Below are 21382 nucleotides of genomic sequence, written 5' to 3'. Positions count from 1 at the left end.
ACCCCGGTGAATACGGCCAGTCTCGCTCACCCCACTGCGCCTGGCGCTCCGCTGGATGCGCTCGACGCCGCGCGTGCGGACGCGCCGGGCGGCGTGCAGATCGATCACCTGACGGTCCGCTTCGGCGCGCGCACGGTGCTTGACGATCTGTCGTTGACCATCGAGCGCGGCGAGTTGCTCACCGTGCTCGGCCGCAGCGGCTGCGGCAAGACCACCTTGCTGCGCTTCATCGCGGGCTTTATCGAGGCCGACGGTCTGGCCGGCACGCTGACGGTGGCCGGCCGCGATCTGACGCACGTGCCGCCGCACAAGCGCAATCTCGGTCTGCTGTTCCAGAGCTACGCGCTGTTTCCGCACCTGACGGTATTCGAGAACGTCGCGTTCGGTTTGCGCGCACGGCGGATTCCGTCACGCGACGTCGCGCGCCGCGTCGCCGACGCGCTAAAGCTCGTACAACTCGGCGACGCCGGTCACGTGATGCCCGCGCAACTGTCGGGCGGCATGCAGCAGCGCGTGGCGCTCGCCCGCGCGCTCGTGATCGAGCCGGACGTGCTGTTGCTCGACGAACCGCTGTCCGCGCTCGACGCCAATCTGCGCGCGTCGGTGCGCTCCGAACTGAAGGCGCTGCATGAGCGCCTGCCGAATCTGACGATCATCTGCGTGACGCACGATCAGGACGACGCGCTCGTGCTGTCCGACCGCACGCTGCTGATGCGTGATGGCCGTATCGCGCAACTCGGCACGCCGCAGCAGCTGTACGACACGCCGGCCGACGGCTTCGTCGCGCGTTACCTCGGCGCGGCCAATCTGCTGCCGCCGCAGGTCGCGTTCGGTATGGACGACGCGCGCTACAACGAACGCGAACGTGTCGCGTGTCTGCGTCCGGAGGCGCTGCGCATCGTGCCGCCCGGAGAAGGGCAGGTGCACGGCGCGATCGCGTCGGTCGAATGGTATGGCGCGGCCTTGTCGGTATCGGTCGTGCTCGATGCGCTGCCGAACGACCCTGTGCTCGTCACGATGCAGCGCGGTCACGGCGTGACGCCGGAGAAGGCCGCGCGTGTTTCCCTGCGTTACGAGGCTGACGATGTCGTCCTTATCAAGCCCTGACACGCCTGATCCGCTCGGCCTTGCCGTGCAAGCGGAGGCCGACGCCGCCGCGCGCCGTCTCGCGAGCGCCGCGGCGCATGCGGCCGCCGTGAAGCGGCGTGAGCGCCTCGCGCAATGGCATCTGCTGTTCATTGCGGTCGTGGTGCTCGGACCGCTCGTCATTTATCCGCTCGTGCGGCTCGTGATGCTGAGTCTGACCGACGCGCATGGCCTCTCGGGCCACGCGTACGCGACGTTCTTCAGCAACCCCGAAACGCGCGGCGTGATCGGCACCACGCTCGGCATCCTGTTTGCGAGCGCGAGCCTCGCTTCCCTGCTCGGCGTGGCGCTTGCGTCGCTGCTGTTCTTCAAGCCGTTTCCGGGCGCGCGCATGGTCACGCGCTTTCTCGAATTGTTCGTCGCGTTTCCGTCGTTTCTGGTCGCGTTCACGCTGATCTTTCTGTACGGCTCGCAGGGCTCGGTCAGCATCGGGCTGCAGCGGCTGTTCAACCTGCAGGCGCCGCCGCTCGATTTCCTGTTCGGCATCGGCGGCGTGATTCTCGCGGAAGTCGTGTTCTATACGCCGTTCGTCGTGCGTCCGACGTTGGCATCGTTCGCGTTGCTCGACCAGCGGCTGATCGAAGCCGCGCGCAGTCTCGGCGCGAACGGCCTGATGGTCGCGTTCAAGGTGATCCTGCCGCTCGCGTGGCCGGGTATCGCGGCAGGCACGATCCTGTGTTTTCTGCTGACGCTCAACGAGTTCGGCATTCTGCTGGTGCTCGGCAGCGCGCATCTGATCACGCTGCCGGTCGCGATCTATAGCGCCGCCACCGTCGATCTCGATCTGCCGACCGCCGCCGCCGGCGCGGTCGTGATGCTGCTGATGTCGTTGTCGCTGTACGCGTTGTACCGGCGCGTCAATAGTCGCAAGGTGAAAGGAGCCGGTCATGGCCGTTGAACTCGATCCGACCGTGCTGCCGGTCATGCACAAGAAGGGCCGGCCGGTGCGGCACGGCTTCGCGGTGCGTGTGTTGGGCAGTCTGTTTCTCGGCTTCGCCGCGCTGCTGTGCTTCTGGCTGTTCGTGCTGCCGGTGCTGGTGGTTGCGCTGTCGAGCGTCGCCTCACACTGGTCCGGCACGATTCTGCCGGACGGTTTCAGCATGCGCTGGTTCGAGCGCCTCGGTTCGAGCGACTTCGACGCGCTGACGACCAGCCTCGAAGTCGGCATGGGCGTCGCGGTGCTCGGCACGATCCTCGGTTTGTGGCTCGCGCTCGCGCTCGAAGGACGGGACCGCCGCGGTCTCGGCGCCGTCGTCGATACGATCGCGATGATGCCCAACGGCGTGCCGAGCGTGGTGCTCGGCCTCGCGGTGCTGATCGCGTATCACAAGCGGCCGCTCGATCTATCGAGCTCGGCGGCGATCGTCGTGTTCGTGCAGCTCGCGCTGGTGCTGCCGTTCTGCTACCGCTGCGCGGCCGCCGCGCTGCGTCCCGAGCTGACCGTGCTGCGCGAAGCGGCCGCGAGCCTTGGAGCGCCGCCGTCGATGGTGCTGCGCCGCGTCGTGTTGCCGCAACTGGTGCCGGCGATCCGCGCGAGTCTCGCGCTCGGCTTTGCGCTTTCGCTCGGCGAACTGGGCGCGACGCTGACCGTGTATCCGCCGGGCTTCGCGACGGTGCCAATCGTCGTCGTCGGGCAGGTGGAGCGCGGCTATTACCTGCCGGCTTCCGCGCTGTCGCTGATTCTGCTGCTGGTGTCGCTGGTCGCGCTGCTGTTGATCGCGGCGCGCGCTCCCCGCCGCCGGATCGACTGACCCGTCCGACCCGACTGACCGCCGGGCGATTTTCGTGATCTGGTGCACGCACGTCAACCAGTTGGCGTCGATCGATGTGGCGAAATGTGTCAAAATGACTGACTATATGCACTCAGCTTCCGTCGATCCGATCGAGGTCGTGCGCCGCCACTCGCTGACGACGCTGGTGCGCGACGAGATCGAGCGGCATATCGTCGACGGCTCGCTGGCGCCGGGCGAGAAGCTCAATGAAGCCGACTGGGCGGCGCGGCTGCGGGTGTCGCGCGGGCCGGTGCGCGAGGCGTTTCGCGCGCTAGAGCAGGCGGGGCTGGTGCGCACCGTGAAGAATCGCGGCGTGTTCGTGCGGACGGTGTCGCTCGCGGAGGCGGACGAGATTTACGCGGTCCGCGCGGTGCTCGAAGAGGCGGCGTGCCGGATGCTGGCCGCGCGCATCGACGCGGGCAAGCTCGCGGTGCTGCGCGACTGGGTCGACGCGATGCGCGCCGCGCTCGCGTCGCACGATCACGATGCGTATGCGCGCGCGAACGTCGCGTTTCACGATGCGCTCGTCGCGGCGGCGGGCAATTCGAAGTTGTACGACACGTATCGCCGGCTCGTCAGCGAGTTGAAGCTGTTTCGGCGAGCGGCGCTGGTCGTGCAGGGCGACGCGATGGCGCATTCGCTGGCCGAGCATCGCGCGATTCTGACCGCGCTTGCGTCGCGCGATGCCGAGCAGGCCGCACAGTTGATGCGCGCGCATGCGGCCTGTGCGGTGGCGGGCGATGCGGTGCACGAGCGACGCATCCCGGCGGCCGCGGGCGCGGCTCGCTCGCGCGGGCGATGACGCTGCGGCGAACGCTTCGGCAACACGACCCGCGAACGGACCACAGGCGATCAAACCTTGACAGTGACAACCCTGTAATGGAAAAGCACGCGATGACACACCTCGAGCAACGCACGATCGAAGTCAACGGCCGAAGCTACCGGCTGCCTTCGCAACCGACGGTCGTCGTCTGTGTCGACGGCTGTGAGTTTGCCTATCTCGAAGCGGCGGTCGCGGCCGGCGTCGCGCCGTTCATCGGTTCGATGCTCGAGGACGGCGCGGCGTTTCGCGGCGACTGCGTGATCCCGTCGTTCACGAACCCGAACAACCTGTCGATCGTGACCGGCGTGCTGCCGTCCGTGCACGGCATCTGCGGCAACTACTTCTGGGACACCGACGCGAACGACGGCGCGGGCGCGGCGGTGCTGATGAACGATCCGGCCTACCTGCGCGCGCCCACGCTGCTCGCGGCCGCCGCCGACGCAGGCACCGCGGTCGCCGTCGTCACCGCGAAGGACAAACTGCGCGCGCTGCTCGGCTGGCAGTTGAAGGGCATCTGCTTTTCTGCGGAAAAAGCCGACCAGGTGACGCGCGAGGAAAATGGAATCGACGACGTGCTCGCTCTGGTTGGTCTGCCGTTGCCGGACGTATATAGCGCGGGGCTGTCGGAGTTCGTGTTCGCGGCCGGCGTGCGGCTTGCGCAGACACGCGAGCTCGACCTCATGTATCTGTCGACGACCGACTATATCCAGCACAAATGGGCGCCCGGCACCGAAGGCGCGAACGCGTTCTACGCGATGATGGACGGCTATCTCGCGAAGCTCGACGCACTTGGCTGGGTGATTGGCCTCACCGCCGACCACGGCATGAACGCGAAGCACGATCCGAAGACCGGCGAGCCGAACGTGATCTATCTGCAGGACCTGCTCGATGACTGGCTCGGCGCGGCGACGGCGCGCGTGATTTTGCCGATCACCGACCCGTATGTCGTGCATCACGGCGCGCTGGGTTCGTTCGCGACGGTCTATTTGCCGCGCGAGATCGACGCTGTGTCCGTGATTGCGCGGATCGGTCGCCTGCCGGGAATCGAAGTCGCGCTCGATCGGCGCGCCGCGTGCGCGCGCTTCGGGTTGCCCGAGGATCGCATCGGCGATCTCGTCGTGATCGGCACCAGGCATGTCGTGCTCGGCACGCGGCGCGACGAGCACGACCTGTCCGGGCTCACCGTGCCGCTGCGCTCGCATGGCGGACTTTCCGAGCAGGAAGTGCCGCTGCTGTTCAACCGGCGCGTTCAGCCTTCGGCCGCCGGCAGCGAAGGCAATCGGCTGCGCAATTTCGATATCTTCGACGTCGCGCTCAATCACGTATCGGCATCATGAACACGGCGCTGCGGGACCATCCGGCGTTCCGCGCCGAAGCGCTGCGCCTCGGCGGCGAGCGCGCGACACGCGCCCGCACGCTCGACGTGTTCGAGCGTTCGCAGATTCTCGAGCGCGCGGCGGTGCTGCTGCGCGAGCGCTTCGAACCGGCGTCGGATCTGATCTCGCTCGAGTCGGGGCTGTCGAAGCAGGACTCGCGTTACGAGGGCGGCCGCGTCGCCGACGTGTTCCGCTTTGCGTCGATCGAGGCGTTGCGCGACGACGCTCAGCGCTTCTCCTGCCGATCTGACGCCGCATGGCAAAAAGCGTCGCGTGTTCTCGCAGCGCGAGCCGCTCGCGGGCGTGATCGCCGCGATCACACCATTTAATCATCCGATGAACGAGGTCGCGCACAAAGTGGGCATTCGAGACGCTCGACGACGCCATCCGCATTAGGAACGGGACGCGGTTCGGGTTGTCTTCGGGCGTGTGTACGAACCGGCAGGACGCGATCACGCGCTTCATTAATGAGCTGCGCGTGGGCACGGTCAATGTGTGCGAAGTCCCGGGCTACCGGATCGGGCTGACGCCATTCGGCGGCATCAAGGATTCGGGGCTGGGCTAAGGAAGGCGTTCAGGAAGCGATGAAGAGCTTTACTAATCTGAAGTCGTTGTCGTTACCTTGGGAGTAACAGGTGGCATTGAGTCTCGACGATATCCGTGTGCTTTTCGAGCGACACGGCAGCCTCGCGTATAGCGGCGAACCGGTGACGCAGCTCGAGCATGCGTTGCAGAGCGGCGCGCTGGCCGAGGCAGAGGGCGCGAGCGACGAACTGGTCGCCGCGGCGTTTTTGCACGACCTCGGGCATCTGCTGAACCTGCAAGGCGAGACGCCGACGGAGCGAGGTGTCGACGATCTGCATCAGTATTTCGCCTTGCCGTTTTTGCGGCCGGTGTTGTCGGATGCGGTGCTGGAGCCGATTCGTCTGCACGTCGACGCGAAGCGCTGCCTATGCGCGATCGACGCCACCTATTTCGGCCAGCTGTCCGCCGACTCGGTGCGCAGCCTGCAATTGCAGGGCGGGATCTTCAGCGAGGAAGAGGCGCAGGCGTTTATGCAGAAACCGTACGCGGAAGACGCGATGCGTTTGCGCCGATGGGACGATCGCGCGAAAGAGAAGGGTCGCGCGACGCCGGAGATCGACCGTTATTTGGCCGTGGTCGAACGGGCGATGCGCGCGCATGCGACTGCTTGAGTCGAGGTGCGTTGGGTCGCGGTAGGTTGCGCCGCGCGCGTCAAAATATCGCTTGCAAGTCCCGATGGCGGCGACTAGAATTCCGCTCTTTCGTGCTCCGGACGCCGGGGCACGGAGAAGCGGGAAGCCTTGGATGGCGGGGGTTTCAGCGGCGTGGGCAGGTCAGGCGAGTGATAAAAACCTGTTGACGATCCGAAGGAAGTTCTCCATAATCTCGCTTCTCTGCTGCAGATGCAGCGACGCAAACGAAGCGGTGCCGGTGGTTGTGGTGCAGGTGCTGCGGGTTGGGCGGAACGATCTTTAAAAACTAACAGCCGATAAGTGTGGGCGCTTGATGCGCGGTGCGGCGGCGGGTTCTGCGGAACCTGCTGTCAGGCAACAGTATCAGGAAGCCTCACACAGTATCAGAGGAAGGTTGATCTGTCGGAAGACGGATTGATCATCGTCAGTACGTTGAGTGAGCGACCGGTTCAGAGATGGACCGAAAACAGTAACAGGTTTGAACTGAAGAGTTTGATCCTGGCTCAGATTGAACGCTGGCGGCATGCCTTACACATGCAAGTCGGACGGCAGCACGGACTTCGGTCTGGTGGCGAGTGGCGAACGGGTGAGTAATACATCGGAACGTGTCCTGGAGTGGGGGATAGCCCGGCGAAAGCCGGATTAATACCGCATACGCTCTGAGGAGGAAAGCGGGGGATCTTTCGGGACCTCGCGCTCAAGGGGCGGCCGATGGCAGATTAGGTAGTTGGTGGGGTAAAGGCCTACCAAGCCGACGATCTGTAGCTGGTCTGAGAGGACGACCAGCCACACTGGGACTGAGACACGGCCCAGACTCCTACGGGAGGCAGCAGTGGGGAATTTTGGACAATGGGGGCAACCCTGATCCAGCAATGCCGCGTGTGTGAAGAAGGCCTTCGGGTTGTAAAGCACTTTTGTCCGGAAAGAAAGCTCCGGGGCTAATACCCCTGGGGGATGACGGTACCGGAAGAATAAGCACCGGCTAACTACGTGCCAGCAGCCGCGGTAATACGTAGGGTGCGAGCGTTAATCGGAATTACTGGGCGTAAAGCGTGCGCAGGCGGTGCTGTAAGACCGATGTGAAATCCCCGGGCTTAACCTGGGAACTGCATTGGTGACTGCAGCGCTGGAGTATGGCAGAGGGGGGTGGAATTCCACGTGTAGCAGTGAAATGCGTAGAGATGTGGAGGAACACCGATGGCGAAGGCAGCCCCCTGGGCCAATACTGACGCTCATGCACGAAAGCGTGGGGAGCAAACAGGATTAGATACCCTGGTAGTCCACGCCCTAAACGATGTCAACTGGTTGTCGGGCCTTCATTGGCTTGGTAACGAAGCTAACGCGTGAAGTTGACCGCCTGGGGAGTACGGTCGCAAGATTAAAACTCAAAGGAATTGACGGGGACCCGCACAAGCGGTGGATGATGTGGATTAATTCGATGCAACGCGAAAAACCTTACCTACCCTTGACATGTATGGAATCCTGGCGAGAGCCGGGGGTGCCCGAAAGGGAGCCATAACACAGGTGCTGCATGGCTGTCGTCAGCTCGTGTCGTGAGATGTTGGGTTAAGTCCCGCAACGAGCGCAACCCTTGTCCCTAGTTGCTACGCAAGAGCACTCCAGGGAGACTGCCGGTGACAAACCGGAGGAAGGTGGGGATGACGTCAAGTCCTCATGGCCCTTATGGGTAGGGCTTCACACGTCATACAATGGTCGGAACAGAGGGTTGCCAAGCCGCGAGGTGGAGCCAATCCCGGAAAACCGATCGTAGTCCGGATCGCACTCTGCAACTCGAGTGCGTGAAGCTGGAATCGCTAGTAATCGCGGATCAGCATGCCGCGGTGAATACGTTCCCGGGTCTTGTACACACCGCCCGTCACACCATGGGAGTGGGTTTTACCAGAAGTGGCTAGTCTAACCGCAAGGAGGACGGTCACCACGGTAGGATTCATGACTGGGGTGAAGTCGTAACAAGGTAGCCGTATCGGAAGGTGCGGCTGGATCACCTCCTTTCCAGAGCTATGCATTGCTCGCGTCAAGTGCTCACGCTTATCGGCTGTGGTGATGAAAGAAACGCAGACAGGCTCAGGGGTCTGTAGCTCAGCCGGTTAGAGCACCGTCTTGATAAGGCGGGGGTCGATGGTTCGAATCCATCCAGACCCACCAGTGTCTTGTCTGGTGAGCTGAAGGGCTGGGGCCTCTGGAATAGCTGTGGGACTGGGGGATTAGCTCAGCTGGGAGAGCACCTGCTTTGCAAGCAGGGGGTCGTCGGTTCGATCCCGTCATCCTCCACCAATCCTCAATGCGCAGGGCTCTGCATGAAGGCAGAGCGTTGCGCATTGGCGATTGAGCCAGTCAGGGCGGTATGAGGCACAAGCCTGATACCGGCTGTCGTTCTTTAACAATCAGGAAGAAGTAGTAAGGAGATTCACGAAAGCGTGCCTGGAGATGGGTGTGTGAGTAGGTGAATCAGGGTTGTGATTGTATCGATGTATTTTAAAGGTGATCGAGAGATCGCTTTGGAATACGGCGCAACACGAATACTCAACCTGTAGCGGAACGTGAATGGTCGACTCCTTCGGGAACCTGTCCCCTCCGGGGATGGGACCAGAGTAAGCGCTAAAGCGCTAACACTGGTCGACAGAGACACACCCGTTATAGGGTCAAGCGAACAAGTGCATGTGGTGGATGCCTTGGCGATCACAGGCGATGAAGGACGCGGTAGCCTGCGAAAAGCTCCGGGGAGCTGGCAAACGAGCCTTGATCCGGAGATGTCCGAATGGGGAAACCCACCTCTTCTGAGGTATCCGTAGCTGAATCCATAGGCTACGCGAAGCGAACGCGGTGAACTGAAACATCTAAGTAACCGCAGGAAAAGAAATCAACCGAGATTCCCAGAGTAGTGGCGAGCGAAATGGGAGCAGCCTGTACACGTTATCTGTATTGTTAGTCGAACGCTCTGGAAAGTGCGGCCATAGCAGGTGATAGCCCTGTAGACGAAAACAGCATGGAAGGACTGGGTGTACGAGAAGTAGGGCGGGACACGTGAAATCCTGTCTGAAGATGGGGGGACCATCCTCCAAGGCTAAATACTCGTGATCGACCGATAGTGAACCAGTACCGTGAGGGAAAGGCGAAAAGAACCCCGGGAGGGGAGTGAAACAGATCCTGAAACCGCATGCATACAAACAGTCGGAGCCTCTGCGAAGGGGTGACGGCGTACCTTTTGTATAATGGGTCAGCGACTTACATTCAGTGGCGAGCTTAACCGATTAGGGCAGGCGTAGCGAAAGCGAGTCCGAACAGGGCGTCCAGTCGCTGGGTGTAGACCCGAAACCAGGTGATCTATCCATGGCCAGGTTGAAGGCACGGTAACACGTGCTGGAGGACCGAACCCACTAACGTTGAAAAGTTAGGGGATGAGCTGTGGATAGGGGTGAAAGGCTAAACAAACCTGGAAATAGCTGGTTCTCTCCGAAAACTATTTAGGTAGTGCCTCGTGTATCACCTTCGGGGGTAGAGCACTGTCATGGTTGTGGGGTCCATTGCGGATTACTACGCCATAGCAAACTCCGAATACCGAAGAGTGCAATCACGGGAGACAGACATCGGGTGCTAACGTCCGGTGTCAAGAGGGAAACAACCCAGACCGCCAGCTAAGGTCCCCAAATATGGCTAAGTGGGAAACGAAGTGGGAAGGCTAAAACAGTCAGGAGGTTGGCTTAGAAGCAGCCACCCTTTAAAGAAAGCGTAATAGCTCACTGATCGAGTCGTCCTGCGCGGAAGATGTAACGGGGCTAAGCCATATACCGAAGCTGCGGATGCACAGTAATGTGCATGGTAGGAGAGCGTTCCGTAAGCCTGCGAAGGTGCACTGGAAAGTGTGCTGGAGGTATCGGAAGTGCGAATGCTGACATGAGTAGCGATAAAGGGGGTGAAAGGCCCCCTCGCCGTAAGCCCAAGGTTTCCTACGCAACGTTCATCGGCGTAGGGTGAGTCGGCCCCTAAGGCGAGGCAGAAATGCGTAGCTGATGGGAAGCAGATTAATATTTCTGCACCATTGTGAAATGCGATGGGGGGACGGATCGCGGAAGGTTGTCCGGGTGTTGGAAGTCCCGGTCCTTGCATTGGAGAAGGCGCTTTGGCAAATCCGGGCGCGGGATTCAAGGGTGCGAGGCGAGTCGCTTAGGCGACGAAGCAACTGGAAGGGGTTCCAGGAAAAGCCTCTAAGCTTCAGTTTCACAGTGACCGTACCGCAAACCGACACAGGTGGGCGAGATGAGTATTCTAAGGCGCTTGAGAGAACTCGGGAGAAGGAACTCGGCAAATTGGTACCGTAACTTCGGGATAAGGTACGCCCTCATAGCCTGACTGGCCTGCGCCAGAAGGGTGAAAGGGTTGCAATAAACTGGTGGCTGCGACTGTTTAATAAAAACACAGCACTCTGCAAACACGAAAGTGGACGTATAGGGTGTGACGCCTGCCCGGTGCCGGAAGATTAAATGATGGGGTGCAAGCTCCTGATTGAAGTCCCGGTAAACGGCGGCCGTAACTATAACGGTCCTAAGGTAGCGAAATTCCTTGTCGGGTAAGTTCCGACCTGCACGAATGGCGTAACGATGGCCACACTGTCTCCTCCCGAGACTCAGCGAAGTTGAAGTGTTTGTGATGATGCAATCTCCCCGCGGCTAGACGGAAAGACCCCATGAACCTTTACTGTAGCTTTGCATTGGACTTTGAACCGGTCTGTGTAGGATAGGTGGGAGGCTGTGAAGCGTGAACGCCAGTTTGCGTGGAGCCGACCTTGAAATACCACCCTGATCTGTTTGAGGTTCTAACCCTGGTCCGTGATCCGGATCGGGGACAGTGCATGGTAGGCAGTTTGACTGGGGCGGTCTCCTCCCAAAGTGTAACGGAGGAGTACGAAGGTACGCTAGGTACGGTCGGAAATCGTGCTGATAGTGCAATGGCATAAGCGTGCTTGACTGTGAGACTGACAAGTCGAACAGGTGCGAAAGCAGGTCATAGTGATCCGGTGGTTCTGTATGGAAGGGCCATCGCTCAACGGATAAAAGGTACTCTGGGGATAACAGGCTGATACCGCCCAAGAGTTCATATCGACGGCGGTGTTTGGCACCTCGATGTCGGCTCATCTCATCCTGGGGCTGTAGCCGGTCCCAAGGGTATGGCTGTTCGCCATTTAAAGAGGTACGTGAGCTGGGTTTAAAACGTCGTGAGACAGTTTGGTCCCTATCTGCCGTGGGCGCTGGATATTTGAAGGGGGCTGCTCCTAGTACGAGAGGACCGGAGTGGACGAACCTCTGGTGTACCGGTTGTCACGCCAGTGGCATCGCCGGGTAGCTATGTTCGGAAGAGATAACCGCTGAAAGCATCTAAGCGGGAAACTCGCCTTAAGATGAGATATCCCCGGGGCTTCGAGCCCCTTGAAGGGTCGTTCAAGACCAGGACGTTGATAGGTCAGGTGTGCACGTACAGTAATGTACTGAGCTAACTGATACTAATTGCCCGTAAGGCTTGATCCTATAACCGGTGTGTGTCGGCAGCCGTTAGCGCTTCAGCGCTTATGGATGCCCCACCCTGCGCAAAGCGCAGGGTCTTATGCAGACCACACACGGTTGAGATCAGTGTTGTGCCAGAAACAACACAACCTGCCTTACCCTGGTGAGCATCACCAGAAACTACTTCTTCCAGATTGGCTGTGGCGCGCACCCCGCGACGCAACAACCCGTCATGCCTGATGACCATAGCGAGTCGGTCCCACCCCTTCCCATCCCGAACAGGACCGTGAAACGACTCCACGCCAATGATAGTGCGGATTGCCCGTGTGAAAGTAGGTAATCGTCAGGCTCCTTACCCCGTCAGAAACCCCACCCCTCGCGGTGGGGTTTTTGCGTTTACGCGGCCGATATCGCGCGTTTCACCAGAGTCAATTGCCCGATCTTCGCGTGCAACACCTTCACATCGACCGGGGGCTCGGAGAGGTGGCGCCGAGAATCCGGACAGTAGACAGCGTCAAGCAGCACGGCCGGTCAGCGACAATTATTTTGGCCGGTCAACGGGTGTAGTTGTCGCTGGCTAATTCATAGTTGTCGCGCCTCCATCGTAATTGTCGTCGGGTAATTGTCGTCGGCGCGCGCTCTGTTTGTCGTTGGCCTTTCGACGGCGATAGCTTTCTACATTCAGTTCGAAGATCGTCGAGTGATGGACGAGCCGGTCGATGGCTGCGACCGTCATGCCGGGGTCGGGGAACACGTCATTCCAGCCAGAGAACGGCTGATTGGCCGTTATTAAAAGACTTTTGCGCTCATACCTCTCGGCGATCAGTTCGAACAGCACACTGGTTTCAGCCTGGTCCTTGCGCGCGTACGACAGGTCGTCCAGGATGATGAGATCGAACCGATCGAGCTTGGTGAGCGCGGATGGAAGTTGCAGACTCTGGCGCGCGGCCTGGAGCTTCTGTACGAGCTCGCTGGTGCGCGTGAACAGCACGCGATAGCCGACGTCGATCAGAGCATGTCCGATGGCCGAACCTAAATGACTTTTGCCGCCACCGGGCGGCCCGAACAGGAGAATCGTGGCACCTTTCTCCAGCCACGAATCTCCGGTAGCCAGCGCAGTAACATGCGCCTTCGAGACCATTGGCACCATGCCGAAGTCGAAGGTGGCCAGCGTCTTGGTCGGGTCCAGAGGCGACTCGGTCCGGTGCCGCTCGATGCGTCGTTTGGCACGTTCGGCCAGTTCATGCTCGAGCAGCGCCCCGAGCAATCGCGTAGCCGGCCAACCTTCCTTGTCAGAGCGCTCAACGAACTCGGGCCATAACCTGCCGATCGTCGGCAGGCGTAATTCGTTCAGCATCAGGGCCAGACGGCCGTTGTCATGGGCGGGGATGTTCATGCCGCCACCTTGTCGAGCAGCTCGTCATAGACCGCGACGGGCGGCATCTCGACCACCACCTCGGGACATAGGGCCTGACGTGGTGCGAATTCATCGCGCAACTGCTTCAGATCGGGCAGTTCGCCTGCTTCGAGCAAGACGTCGAGCCGCTCGGCCAGCAACGCTTCAAACGCCATGGTGTCCTGCGAGTTCGAGCAGCCCCACGATCGTCTTGCATGCCTGACGTTGCGTCAGTTGCGCCTCCAGCTTCTCCCAGGTTCGGCGGTAGGCTTCACGGGGAAACAGCGCGTCGCGAAACGCAAACCCCCTGAACGCCTGCGGCTTGCGCTTGAGAGAATCGATGAAGTGACGATAATCCAGCGCGTGGCGGTGGTCGGCTGCACGGGAACCTCGCGCGGTGCTGTGCACCGGCGCGCCGGACAGGTAACAGTCGAGCCGGTCACCATAGATCCGAACCTTCAGCCGGTGGCCGATCAGCCGCGACGGCGCGCTGTACAGGATGCCCCGCACAGTGAACGTGCTGCAGCGGGTCACGAGCGCTTCTTCCTCGGCGAAGTCAGTGGTACGACGTTCAGGCAAATCCTGCAACTGTGCGCGCTCAATGCGAAACGCCGCAGCGTTGCGCCGGTTTCGGCGCATCACCACCTCACGGATGAATTCATCGTACGCGGCCCGGTCAGCGAACTCGCGATGGCCGCGAAGCATCAAGGCCTGGTCGACCGCTTCCTTCAGATACCGATGCGAGGATTCCACGCTGCCGTTCTCGTGACCCAGGCCACGATTGTTGCGCGTGCCCTCCATGCCGTAATGGTCAAGTAGCGCTGCGTAACGCTTCGTGAAGTCCTCCTGCTCTGTCAGATTCTTGAAGGCAGCCGACAGGCTGTCAGAACGATGTTCGCGCGGGCAACCGCCGGCCTGCCATAGCGCGTTCTGCAATCCCGCTGCGAGGGCCTCGGAACTCTCGCCACCCTCAACAACGTTCGCGTACTCCCAGCGCGAGAACGCCAGCACGAAGTGATACAGCCGGTGACCGAATGGGGCGCCGCCGATCGTCACGCACAGCTTGCTCATATCGGTGAAGTCTGACAGTCCGCGCACGCCCGGTTGATGTTCCTGGGGGAAGAACACCTCCTGGGTCGGCCCTTCAAGGGCCCGCCACTGGCGGATACGCCGTTCCAGCGTGCGCCGCATGCTATCGGGATAACGATCCGGGTGATCATCCTGCAGCTTGCGCAGGACCGTGATGCCCATCAGGTTGGGCGCGTTGCGCAGCAGCGGTACGACTTCGCTGTCCCATACGTCAACGAAGGGATCCGGGCGGGTCCGCCATGATTGACGCGGCCTCTGCGAGGGCAACGTGGCATCGCGCTCGATGCGGCGTGCCGTACGCACGCTGATACCGGTCTTGGCGGCCGCGACTTCCTGAGAATGCTGTTTGCGCTTGTTCATATAGAGCGAAATAATCGGTGCGCCGGCCGAAAGGCGTTTGCAATAAACATGTGGCGACGCCCTTGCGGTAAGGTTGAATTCCGCGCGGGAGAAGACCGATTCATCAATGGTGCATCTCAGCCCGCGATAGAGCGTGGTCCTGGGTCACGTCGGCGACACTGGTGAGACCGTGATGAACGGCCATCCCGTTTGAGAGAGTGAGTACAACGACGTACCCGAACCTGTGCGGCAACCTCGAATCCAAAGGACGAAAGTCATGGCAATGCGCACAAGAACAACGCTGGAGATAGCCTGTCCGAACGCGGCGGGCATCGACATTGGTTCGGCAAGCCATTATGTGGCGGTGCCTGCTGATCGTGACGACGAACCTGTGCGCGAGTTCAAGAGTTTCACTTGTGAGCTGGAGAAGCTGGCCACTTGGCTGACAGCCTGCGGCATCGACACTGTGGCAATGGAGTCGACCGGAGTCTACTGGATACCCGTGTACGAGTTGCTGGAATCACGGGGTTTCACGGTCCATCTGGTCAATGCCCGGCACGTAAAGAATGTGTCGGGCCGCAAGAGCGATGTGCTTGACTGCCAGTGGTTGCAACAACTGATGAGCTACGGGTTGCTGTCGGGAGCGTTTCGGCCGACAGACGAAATCTGCGCCTTGCGGGCTGTTTCACGGCAACGGGATATGCTGTTGCGCTATCAGGCGCGACACGTCCAGCATATACAAAAAGCCTTATCGCAAATGAACGTTCAACTCGCCAACGTGATCTCCGACATCATGGGCGAAACGGGACAGAAGATTGTGCGCGCCATCATCTCCGGCGAGCGGGACGCCGTGACCCTGGCCAGAATGAAACACGCCCGCATCCGCGCCAGTGAAGAGGACATCGTCAAGTCATTGCAGGGCAACTGGCGCGACGAGCACCTGTTCACACTGAAGCAGGCCATGTCATTGTATGACGCATACAGTACGCAACTGATGGTGTGTGACCAGCAGCTTGAGGCCATGCTGGCCGCGCTGCAAAAGCATGCTGGAAGCCTGGATAAGCCTCAGCGTCGTTCGCGCGGCAAGAATGCTCCACGGTTCGACTTACGCACGTACCTGATTGGCCTGTGCGGTGTTGATCTGACGCGCATTAACGGCATCGACACGGCAACCGCACTGAAGGTGATTTCCGAAACAGGCACGGACCTCTCGCGCTTCAGAAGCGCCAAGCAGTTTGCAGCATGGCTCGGCCTGTGTCCTGGAACGAAGATCTCCGGGGGCAAGGTGCTGTCCAGCGCGAGCAAACGTACTACTAACCGTGCGGCACACGCTTTACGTCTGGCAGCCGCAGCACTGCGTACCAGCCAGTCTGCACTGGGCGCCTACTACCGGCGCATGTGCGCCAGACTGGACCGACCCAAGGCCATCACGGCGACCGCGCATAAGCTGGCGCGTCTGATCTATGCGATGCTGACGAAAGGCGGCGAATTTATCGATCAGGGGCAAGACTACTACGAGGAGCGTTACCGTCAACGCGTCATGCATCATCTTGCCCGTCGGGCCGAAAAACTGGGTTTCAAACTTACCCCTGTTTCCTCGCAAAATCAAGACCTTGCGATGTGTTTATTGAGAGAGATGAACCTGTTGGTCGGTAATGCGGGTTCCAGACATGAGCTGACCGCTTCTTCTTCAAGCTTCGATCAGCCCATCCTAAAGCCCCGTCGACCTGGCGCTGCCGGTGGCTCGTCGTCTCCGGCGGCTACGCCGCCTACGACTCCTCACCACCGGCCAAAACAAGCGTCAACGACCGGCCAAGACAATTGTCGCTGCCCAACTGGGATCGGTTGAGCACGGCGATGAGCGCCAGTTTCGTGTCGCATCGTGGCCGACCGGCGACGTCGCCGCGTTTGATCGCAGGGCTGCTGTACTTGCAGCACGCCTTCGACCTGTCGGACGAGGAGGTCGTCTGGCAATGGCTGGAGAACCCGTATTGGCAGGTGTTCACCGGCGAGACGTACTTGCAGACGAAGCCGCCGATCGATCCGTCGAGCCTGACGCGCTGGCGCAAGCGGATGGGCGAAGCCGGCATTGAAGAGCTGCTGGCCGAGACGATCGAAGCAGCCAAACGTGCCAACGTGATCAAGACTTCGAGCCTGAAGCGGGTGATAGTCGATACGACGGTGATGGAGAAGGCGATAGCGCATCCCACCGATTCGCGCCTGCTCGAATGTTGCAGGGAACATCTGGTGAAGGCTGCGGCCCAGCACGGGCTGAAGCTTCGGCAGAACTACAACCGAGAAGCGCCGCGTCTGGCGGGCCAGATCGGCCGCTATGCGCATGCGAAGCAGTACAAGCGGATGAAGAAAGCGCTGCGCACGTTGCGCTCGCGCGTGGGGCGCGTGATGCGTGACGTCGAGCGGCAGCTGGACGGCGTCGCTCAGCAAAGTCGAGCGGCTTTGGAAGATCTGATTGGCCGCACGAAGCGCATTCTCACGCAGAAGCAGAAGGACAAAAACAAGCTTTACGCACTGCATGCGCCAGAAGTCGAGTGTCTGGCCAAGGGCAAGGCACGCAAGCCGTACGAATTCGGCGTGAAGGTGTCGATTACCACGACGCACAAGGAAGGTCTGGTCGTCGGAGCTCGTTCGATGCCGGGCAATCCCTACGATGGGCACACGCTGGCTGAAGCGCTGGAGCAGGCGGCGATCCTGAGCGACGTACAGCCGGAGATCGCCGTCGTCGATCGTGGCTACAAGGGCGTCGCCGTCGATGGTGTGAAGGTCTATCACCCCGGATTGCGACGCGGCATCACGCGAGGCCTGCGAGCAATGATCCGACGCCGCAGCGCAATCGAGCCGGCCATCGGGCACATGAAGGCCGACGGCAAGCTCGGTCGCAATTGGCTTAAGGGTGCGCTGGGCGATGCACTGCATGCGGTGCTGTGCGGCGCCGGTTATAACCTGCGGATGATCTTGCGCAAGCTGCGGCTTTTTTACGCCCTGATTCTCGTCGCTTTGCTCGGCTTCAAAACCGCTCCCCGGTCAGCGGCGTGGCTTCATCTGCGTGACGAAACGAATTGTTCAGGGCCGACTACTGACGCTTCTTTGCGCATATGATCTGCACATAAACATACTAAGCCGAAACAAAGTAACCGGACATGAATCATGCCGCGTAGCGGACTGACGGATGTTGAAACATGGATCGGACCAAGGCCGGAATCTTCTGCAACGAGCGCAGAACCGCTCGAACTCGCTGCTTGAGATGCCCCGGACCTTTGATGGCAAGCTTGCCGATCTTGTGATGTTTGAGATAACCCCATACCAACTCGTCCGGGTTCAGGTCTGGCGAGTAAGCAGGAAGGAAGAACAGACAAAGGCGCCCATCCGATTCCGCGCCAAGCTGCCGGATCGCTTTGCAACGATGTACCGGATGACCATCGGCAATCAGGAAGACAGGCGCATCGGCGGTGAGCATCAGTCGTTTGACGAAGTCGACGTACACGGAGATCTTGAAGCTGCCTTCGAAACACATGAATCGAAGTTGGCCACGCGGGCTGATCGCTGAGATCAGGTTCACCTTGAAGCGCGCGCCAGTGACTTCGACTACCGGTGTTTGACCGACCGGTGCCCAGGTCGTGCCGCTGTGATAGTCCGATCGCACCGTCGATTCGTCGACGAAGAAGATCTGTGCCCCGCAGCGTTTGGCCTGCCCGACAATGGCCGGGTATTCGTTCTGCATCCATGACTCGACCAGTTCAGGGTCGCGTTGGTAAGCACGCGCAAGCGGCCGCTGGGGTGAAAGCCCGAGCTTGCGCAGCAGTCGACCGGCAGACACCTCGGAGAGCCTGACGTTGAAATGATCGCGAATCAACTCCCGCACCATGTCTCGCGTCCACAATGCAAACTCGAACTTCATCTGCATTGGGTTCTTCGTTGTGACCGTCTGATAGACGAAGCGGATAGCCTCGGACGGCAGCTTCATCGGTCGACCAGGGATTGCCTTGGCTCGTAACGCCTCGATGCCCCCTTCGCGCCAGGCCGCCAACCACTCGTAAATACGCGCTCTCGAGAATCCCAGCGTGCGGATCACGTCCTCCGGCGACTCGCCAGCTTCGACACGCTTGACAGCCCGAATGCGGATCTCTTCCAGCGTTGCATGTGAAAGCTGCCGGCCGTCGTCCTCGCGCATCTCGCCTCTCCCTAAACCCCTTAAAGCTTAGACCATGGCGTCGATTTATGTTCGCTTACTTACGCACTGGTTAGTAAGTGCGTATTTCGGCGAACGTGACCGCCGATTTCGGGAACGTGACCGATTTGGCAGGTTCGATGTTGCGCGGGGTTGATTCTAGGTTTTTGGATCAGCTTTCGTCGAGTACGACCTCCTTTGTTTGAGCGTTTGGAGCGGCCTTTCGAAGCGACTCGCCCTTGAGCGTGATGCGGTGATGTCGCTGCATGAGTCGGTCGAGCATGGCATCGGCAATCGTTTCGTCGCCGATCCAGCCGTGCCAGTGCTCGATGGGTAATTGACTGGTCACGATGGTGGCTTTGCCGGCCGCGCGGTCGTCGATCATCTCCAGCAAGTCGTTGCGTACCATCGGGTCGAGCGGCGCCATGCCCCAGTCATCGAGTAGCAAGACGTCAACGCGCGCGACTTGCATGAGCCACTTCGTGAAGCCGCCGCTGCCGTGCAGGATTCTCAGTTCTTCGGTCAACCTCGGCACACGCAGATACAGCGCCGAGTGCCCACGCCGGCAGGCGTACTGCGCCAACGCACACGCGAGCCACGATTTGCCTGCCCCCCGTGGGGCCACTGATGAGCAGGCTGTAGCCCGACTGAACCCAGTCGCCCAGCGCCAGGCTCGTGAGCGCGCGAGCATCGATGCCGCGACCCGATCGCGTATCGAGATCCTCGATCAGGGCCTGCGGATATTTAAGGCGTGCATGCTTGAGCAAGCGCGTGCGACGCCGGTCATCGCGCCAGTGGGTTTCCCGGTCGACCAGCAACGACAGGCGCTCCTCGAAGCTCAGCTTGGCGCTGCCGGGCTGCGCGAGTTGTTCTTCGAGACCGTCGGCGAAGCCGTCGAGCTTGAGCGTGCGCAGTTGTGTCAGGGTTTGTTGCATCATCATCGCAGTGCGCCTCCTTATTGGTAATAGCCGGGGCCACGCACGTGCGCATGGCTCGGGCTCGTCCAGTCCGCCGGTGTCATGGCGACGGCGCGGTCGCGGTTGTTGAGCAGGATCTCGCGCACATGCCGGTAACGATGCACACCGAGTTCGAGAGCGAGAGCACATGAGGCTTCCAGCCGTTCACGACCGTAGCGCCTCGACAGCGAGAGCAGCCCCAGGCACGCCCGATAGCCGTGTTCGGGATGGCGCTGTTCTTCCAGCAATCGCGTGACGAGCGTCGCCGTTGCCGAGCCGATCTGCCGCGCCCAGTGGATCAGACGCTGTGGCGTCCATTCCAGGTGCGCGCGGTGCGCAGCAGGCATGTGTTCGACGATGGTCGTGTAGCCGCCAGCTCGGTCGTTGCGAGCATGGCTCGCCACACGACGCCCGCGATGCAGGAGTTCAATGGCGCCGCCGGTGATGCGGGCTTCGAGCTTCAGACCGACGAGCGCATGCGGCACGCTGTACCGATGCTTACCCACCTCGACGTGGTAATCGATGTGCACGGTCACCGTCTTGAAGCGTGCAAGTTCGTACGGCTGGGCCGGCAACGGCAACAAGGCGGGTGCGTCGAGCTGCGCAAACGCAGTGGCGCGGCATCCGGGCAGCTTCTGGAAGGGACGTTCGTTCAGGTACTTCAGCAACGGGCTGATCGCCTCATTGACCGACTGCATCGAGCCGAACTCATGGTGGCGCAGACGCGCCATGATCCAGCGCTCGACGACCTGCACGGCCGACTCGACCTTGGCCTTGTCCTGCGGTCGGTAGGTTCGCGCGCCGGCAGGAACGACGTTCCATAGTGGCGCGCGAAGTCCAACACGGTGTCGCCCGCACGAGGCTCGTAGCGATCGGGCTCGGCGATCATTGCGCGCGGGTTGTCGGGCACGATCAGTTGCGGCACGCCGCCGTAGAACGTTAGTGCTCGTGCGATGCCGCCAAGCCAGTCTTCCATCGTCTCGGCAGGCGTCGCGCACGCAAACGTGTAGCTCGAAGCGCCGATCGCGGCGACGAACACGTGCGCGCGCCGCCCCGTCGTCAACGGCAGCGTGGGTCCGTCGAAGTCGACGAACAGCTTCTCGCCGGCGCGGTGGATCTGGCGCATCGAGCGCTTGAGCCGCTTGGCGAACGTCCGGTAGTGCTCGCAGAACTGCGTGTAGCGGTAGGTCTGCCGATCGGCAAACTCGGCTTGGTACTCTTCCCAGAGCAGCGTAAGCGTCATGCCCTTGCGTCGCAGTTCCTGGTGAATGCGGCCGTAGTCGGGTTGGGCGTAAGCCGCCGGCCCAGCGGGCTTGCCCATCAAACGCCGTTCGAGCTCGCCCTCATCCATATCGCAAGCGCTCGCCCAGTCGAGTTCGGCCGCCTTGGCCAGGCCGACGTACTTCGTGACAACGCCCTTGGAAATGCCTAGCGACGCGGCGATTCGATCATGCGAGAAGCCGCCGTCGAACTTCAGTCGTAAAACGTCTTTGATCATGCGCGTGTTCATCCGGTGCGCGGGCATCGTCTCTCCGGCCAAAGCCGTCGAGCATAGCCCGCGTG

The 21382-nt window shown here is 61.0% G+C and carries 8 protein-coding genes, 2 tRNA genes, 3 rRNA genes and 6 pseudogenes; 14 read left to right on the top strand and 5 right to left on the bottom strand.

The genetic code is table 11. The features are described from left to right. Positions 1 to 6: 6 nt before the first annotated feature. From phnT to rrf, 12 genes and pseudogenes are all read left to right on the top strand, one after another. A complete protein-coding gene (gene phnT / locus OKW43_RS01595) occupies positions 7 to 1107 on the top strand; it encodes a 2-aminoethylphosphonate ABC transport system ATP-binding subunit PhnT (protein WP_187638286.1) in 1101 nt (366 codons plus the stop codon). Continuing rightward, complete coding sequence (locus OKW43_RS01590; RefSeq protein ID WP_187638287.1) at positions 1085 to 2044, top strand: 2-aminoethylphosphonate ABC transporter permease subunit; 960 nt, start codon at positions 1085 to 1087, stop codon at positions 2042 to 2044. The genes phnT and OKW43_RS01590 overlap by 23 nt, the downstream gene beginning before the upstream one ends. Further along, entirely contained in the window at positions 2034 to 2897 is an 864-nt protein-coding gene (gene phnV, locus OKW43_RS01585; protein WP_187638288.1) for a 2-aminoethylphosphonate ABC transport system, membrane component PhnV, read from the top strand. The genes OKW43_RS01590 and phnV overlap by 11 nt, the downstream gene beginning before the upstream one ends. A 94-nt stretch (positions 2898 to 2991) precedes the next feature. Beyond that, positions 2992 to 3720, top strand: a complete 729-nt coding sequence (locus tag OKW43_RS01580) for a phosphonate utilization associated transcriptional regulator (protein ID WP_187638289.1) — start codon at positions 2992 to 2994, stop codon at positions 3718 to 3720. A gap of 92 nt (positions 3721 to 3812) precedes the next feature. Then, positions 3813 to 5078, top strand: coding sequence for a phosphonoacetate hydrolase (gene phnA / locus OKW43_RS01575; RefSeq protein ID WP_429444768.1), 1266 nt, complete (start codon positions 3813 to 3815; stop codon positions 5076 to 5078). Continuing rightward, positions 5075 to 5749, top strand: a pseudogene (locus OKW43_RS01570) (aldehyde dehydrogenase family protein). The gene phnA and the pseudogene OKW43_RS01570 overlap by 4 nt, the downstream one beginning before the upstream one ends. A gap of 3 nt (positions 5750 to 5752) precedes the next feature. Further along, positions 5753 to 6313, top strand: a complete 561-nt coding sequence (locus OKW43_RS01565; protein ID WP_187638291.1) for a phosphonate degradation HD-domain oxygenase — start codon at positions 5753 to 5755, stop codon at positions 6311 to 6313. Between the two features lie 501 nt (positions 6314 to 6814). Beyond that, positions 6815 to 8347 (top strand): 16S ribosomal RNA (locus tag OKW43_RS01560). 76 nt (positions 8348 to 8423) lie between these two features. Continuing rightward, positions 8424 to 8500 (top strand) — tRNA-Ile (locus OKW43_RS01555). Positions 8501 to 8553: 53 nt separating this feature from the next. Continuing rightward, positions 8554 to 8629: transfer RNA gene (locus OKW43_RS01550), tRNA-Ala, on the top strand. A 366-nt stretch (positions 8630 to 8995) separates the two neighbouring features. Continuing rightward, positions 8996 to 11877 (top strand): 23S ribosomal RNA (locus OKW43_RS01545). A 211-nt stretch (positions 11878 to 12088) separates the two neighbouring features. After that, positions 12089 to 12202, top strand: a 5S ribosomal RNA gene (gene rrf, locus OKW43_RS01540). Together the 16S, 23S and 5S rRNA genes with 2 tRNA genes alongside form the textbook arrangement of a ribosomal RNA operon. Before the next feature lie 228 nt (positions 12203 to 12430). On the opposite strand, the gene istB (OKW43_RS01535) is transcribed toward rrf, so the two are convergent. Next, complete coding sequence (gene istB, locus OKW43_RS01535; protein ID WP_429444765.1) at positions 12431 to 13249, bottom strand: IS21-like element helper ATPase IstB; 819 nt, start codon at positions 13247 to 13249, stop codon at positions 12431 to 12433. Next, positions 13246 to 14698, bottom strand: a pseudogene (gene istA / locus OKW43_RS01530) (IS21 family transposase). Before istA (OKW43_RS01530) ends, istB (OKW43_RS01535) begins: the two are co-directional and overlap by 4 nt. A 256-nt stretch (positions 14699 to 14954) precedes the next feature. Between istA (OKW43_RS01530) and OKW43_RS01525 the strand changes: the two are divergent. Next, positions 14955 to 16268: pseudogene (locus OKW43_RS01525) on the top strand (IS110 family transposase); the annotation flags it as partial. 242 nt (positions 16269 to 16510) lie between these two features. Further along, a pseudogene (locus OKW43_RS01520) lies at positions 16511 to 17794 on the top strand (IS5 family transposase); the annotation flags it as partial. Between the two features lie 46 nt (positions 17795 to 17840). Here the strand turns inward: OKW43_RS01520 and OKW43_RS01515 are convergent. The 3 genes and pseudogenes from OKW43_RS01515 to istA (OKW43_RS01505) all read right to left on the bottom strand — a co-directional run bounded on the left by OKW43_RS01515 (position 17841) and on the right by istA (OKW43_RS01505) (position 21344). After that, the gene (locus tag OKW43_RS01515) at positions 17841 to 18866 is read right to left on the bottom strand and encodes an IS630 family transposase (protein WP_429444763.1); all 1026 of its coding nucleotides are present in this window, start codon (positions 18864 to 18866) and stop codon (positions 17841 to 17843) included. Positions 18867 to 19035: 169 nt separating this feature from the next. Further along, positions 19036 to 19804: pseudogene (gene istB / locus OKW43_RS01510) on the bottom strand (IS21-like element helper ATPase IstB). A gap of 14 nt (positions 19805 to 19818) precedes the next feature. Beyond that, a pseudogene (gene istA / locus OKW43_RS01505) lies at positions 19819 to 21344 on the bottom strand (IS21 family transposase). Positions 21345 to 21382 lie beyond the last annotated feature (38 nt).

It is taken from the genome of Paraburkholderia sp. WC7.3g, assembly GCF_050436345.1.
GTDB classification, from domain to species: Bacteria; Pseudomonadota; Gammaproteobacteria; order Burkholderiales; family Burkholderiaceae; genus Paraburkholderia; species Paraburkholderia podalyriae.
This window is presented reverse-complemented; position numbering and strand designations above follow the sequence as displayed.

Excerpts from the sequence above, each read along its gene's own strand:
- OKW43_RS01590 (WP_187638287.1), top strand. The coding sequence starts at position 1,085 with ATGTCGTCCTTATCAAGCCCTGACACGCCTGATCCGCTCGGCCTTGCC.
- phnV (WP_187638288.1), top strand. The coding sequence starts at position 2,034 with ATGGCCGTTGAACTCGATCCGACCGTGCTGCCGGTCATGCACAAGAAG.
- OKW43_RS01580 (WP_187638289.1), top strand. The coding sequence starts at position 2,992 with ATGACTGACTATATGCACTCAGCTTCCGTCGATCCGATCGAGGTCGTG.
- phnA (WP_429444768.1), top strand. The coding sequence starts at position 3,813 with ATGACACACCTCGAGCAACGCACGATCGAAGTCAACGGCCGAAGCTAC.
- istB (WP_429444765.1), bottom strand. The coding sequence starts at position 13,249 with ATGAACATCCCCGCCCATGACAACGGCCGTCTGGCCCTGATGCTGAAC.
- OKW43_RS01515 (WP_429444763.1), bottom strand. The coding sequence starts at position 18,866 with ATGCGCGAGGACGACGGCCGGCAGCTTTCACATGCAACGCTGGAAGAG.